Source organism: Olsenella phocaeensis (genome assembly GCF_900120385.1).
Taxonomy (GTDB): domain Bacteria; phylum Actinomycetota; class Coriobacteriia; order Coriobacteriales; family Atopobiaceae; genus Olsenella_I; species Olsenella_I phocaeensis.
Map to the genome: position 1 here is coordinate 1 of NZ_LT635516.1, position 1894 is coordinate 1894.

Here is a 1894-nt window from a genome sequence, read left to right on the forward strand (position 1 = left end):
CGCGTCTATCGACATGCCGACAACGTCAAACGCGTCCCCCGAAACGGCGAAAGCGTCCGACGCGTCTGAGGCCACCGCGTTTGCCCAGTTGGCGCGATTGTCTCAGACGCGTTCGACGCTTTGGGGCAAGAAACGCACGCGTTGGGCGCTTCGGGATGCAACTATCACGCATTCGACGCTTTGGAGAGGGAACATCACTCGCTCGACATCGCTGACGACCCTCAAGAGCAAGAGCACCGCTCCCGATGCAAACCGACACGTGAGCCGAATAGGCCCCTTGATATTCTTAGGAGTTTTTACTTATATATGAAATAGAATGGAGGTGTGATGGCAGAGGGGTATGAGATCGTCGAACACGACATCGAATGCGGTATTTCGGTTCTCGTCCTACGTCCAGAGGGCAAGACCGACTTCCTCGCAAAAATGGCGAAAAAGCCGAAGCAACTGGAACGCTACAGGCTCATCGTCCAAACGGTCGAGAGGATCCAGTACGAAGAACCCGAGACGTACTACGGATCCCTCATCAGGTCGCTCGACAGCGAAATCTCGCTCGTGGAAATCAAGGTCGGTCACAAAGTCATAAGGATTATGGCATACGTGCACCGAACCTCCGGCCCATCGAGACTGGTGCTCCTATTCGACTTTAACGGGCACCAGGGCACGGGAAAGATTCCACCAAGCTTAATGGACAAGGCAAGGCACTTGGCACGTATTGCGCGAATGAATATGGAAGAAGACTAGCGAGGGGAGAAACTATGTCCATTGTGAAAGGAGAAAGCTTCTCTGAGGCAGTCGCCGGCACGAAGAGTCCAGCGGAAATCGAACTCGGCTACTTACTCGATTTATATGCTGCTGTCGGAAAGACGATGAAGGCCCGTGGCCTGAACCGGTCAGACGTTGCGCGTCTCATGGGAAAGAAGCCCAGTCAGGTGACACGTATTCTCTCCGGGGACGCGAACATCACCCTAAGAACCATGGCGGAACTTGATTGCGCGTTGGACCTGAACCTCGGGATTCGTCCCAAGGGAGACCGGGCAAGCGCCTCGTTCACGAGTGACCTGGCACAAGACACGGACAATGACCTCTGGAAAGAGACGGGCTACCTGAGGAGCACGAGGGCGATGGTCTCCGCAAGGAAGGAGGTGACGGCATGAGCGACTTCCTCTCCAAGGTGACAACGAAGTCCATATCTGTCCCGGAGTCGTCATTCAGAGTTTCGGAAGCCCCTGCAAGCCAGATGGGCCTCGTAGTAGACATCAGCAGTTTCGAAGGCGAACCGGAGCGCAACGAAGCTGATTCCGAAGTGCGAATGAGAATAGATCTGACCGTAAGGGCAAAGCTGATCAACTCCGAGGACGAGAACGACGTGAGACTTGATTCCCAGGTCTTGGTCTCCCTCGTCGTTTCGACAGAAGGTGGCAACGACCCCACAGAAACCAAGAGAGCGCTGAAAAGAAACGGCTTCTGGGTTGCCTACTCCCATGCGAGGACGTACCTATCGATACTTGCTGGCATGTCACCGAACAAGAACCTCATGCTCCCCGATGTTGACCCCGACGCCCTCCTCGAGGCGCTAGATGACGCGAATCCCAAGGAAGCGGATGATACCGGCGGACGAATGGATGATTAGTTCGAGGCGCACGGCGTCTGCGGGTATGTACGGGCTCGTGCGGCGTGACACGAGGCGAGTAACACGGGCGGGCGGCAGCCGAGTCCGACGCGCCTCTCGGCGTAGCGACGGCGTCCGACGCGTCTATCGACATGCCGACAACGTCAAACGCGTCCCCCGAAACGGCGAAAGCGTCCGACGCGTCTGAGGCCACCGCGTTTGCCCAGTTGGCGCGATTGTCTCAGACGCGTTCGACGCTTTGGGGCAAGAAACGCACGCGTTGGG

General features: G+C 56.7%; 3 protein-coding genes. All 3 read left to right on the plus strand.

What is annotated here, in order from left to right:
* Positions 1-327 precede the first annotated feature (327 nt).
* From BQ7388_RS10610 to BQ7388_RS10620, 3 genes are read left to right on the plus strand one after another with little or no spacing between them, the layout of a single operon-like run.
* Positions 328-741 carry a hypothetical protein gene (locus BQ7388_RS10610; RefSeq protein ID WP_072500638.1) on the plus strand — a complete coding sequence of 138 codons (414 nt, stop codon included), beginning with the start codon at positions 328-330 and terminating at the stop codon, positions 739-741.
* Between the two features lie 14 nt (positions 742-755).
* The gene (locus BQ7388_RS10615; RefSeq protein ID WP_072500639.1) at positions 756-1154 is read left to right on the plus strand and encodes a helix-turn-helix domain-containing protein; all 399 of its coding nucleotides are present in this window, start codon (positions 756-758) and stop codon (positions 1152-1154) included.
* Positions 1151-1630: a hypothetical protein gene (locus BQ7388_RS10620; protein ID WP_072500640.1), complete on the plus strand. Its 480-nt coding sequence runs from the start codon at positions 1151-1153 to the stop codon at positions 1628-1630. The genes BQ7388_RS10615 and BQ7388_RS10620 overlap by 4 nt, the downstream gene beginning before the upstream one ends.
* The last annotated feature ends 264 nt before the right edge of the window (positions 1631-1894 follow it).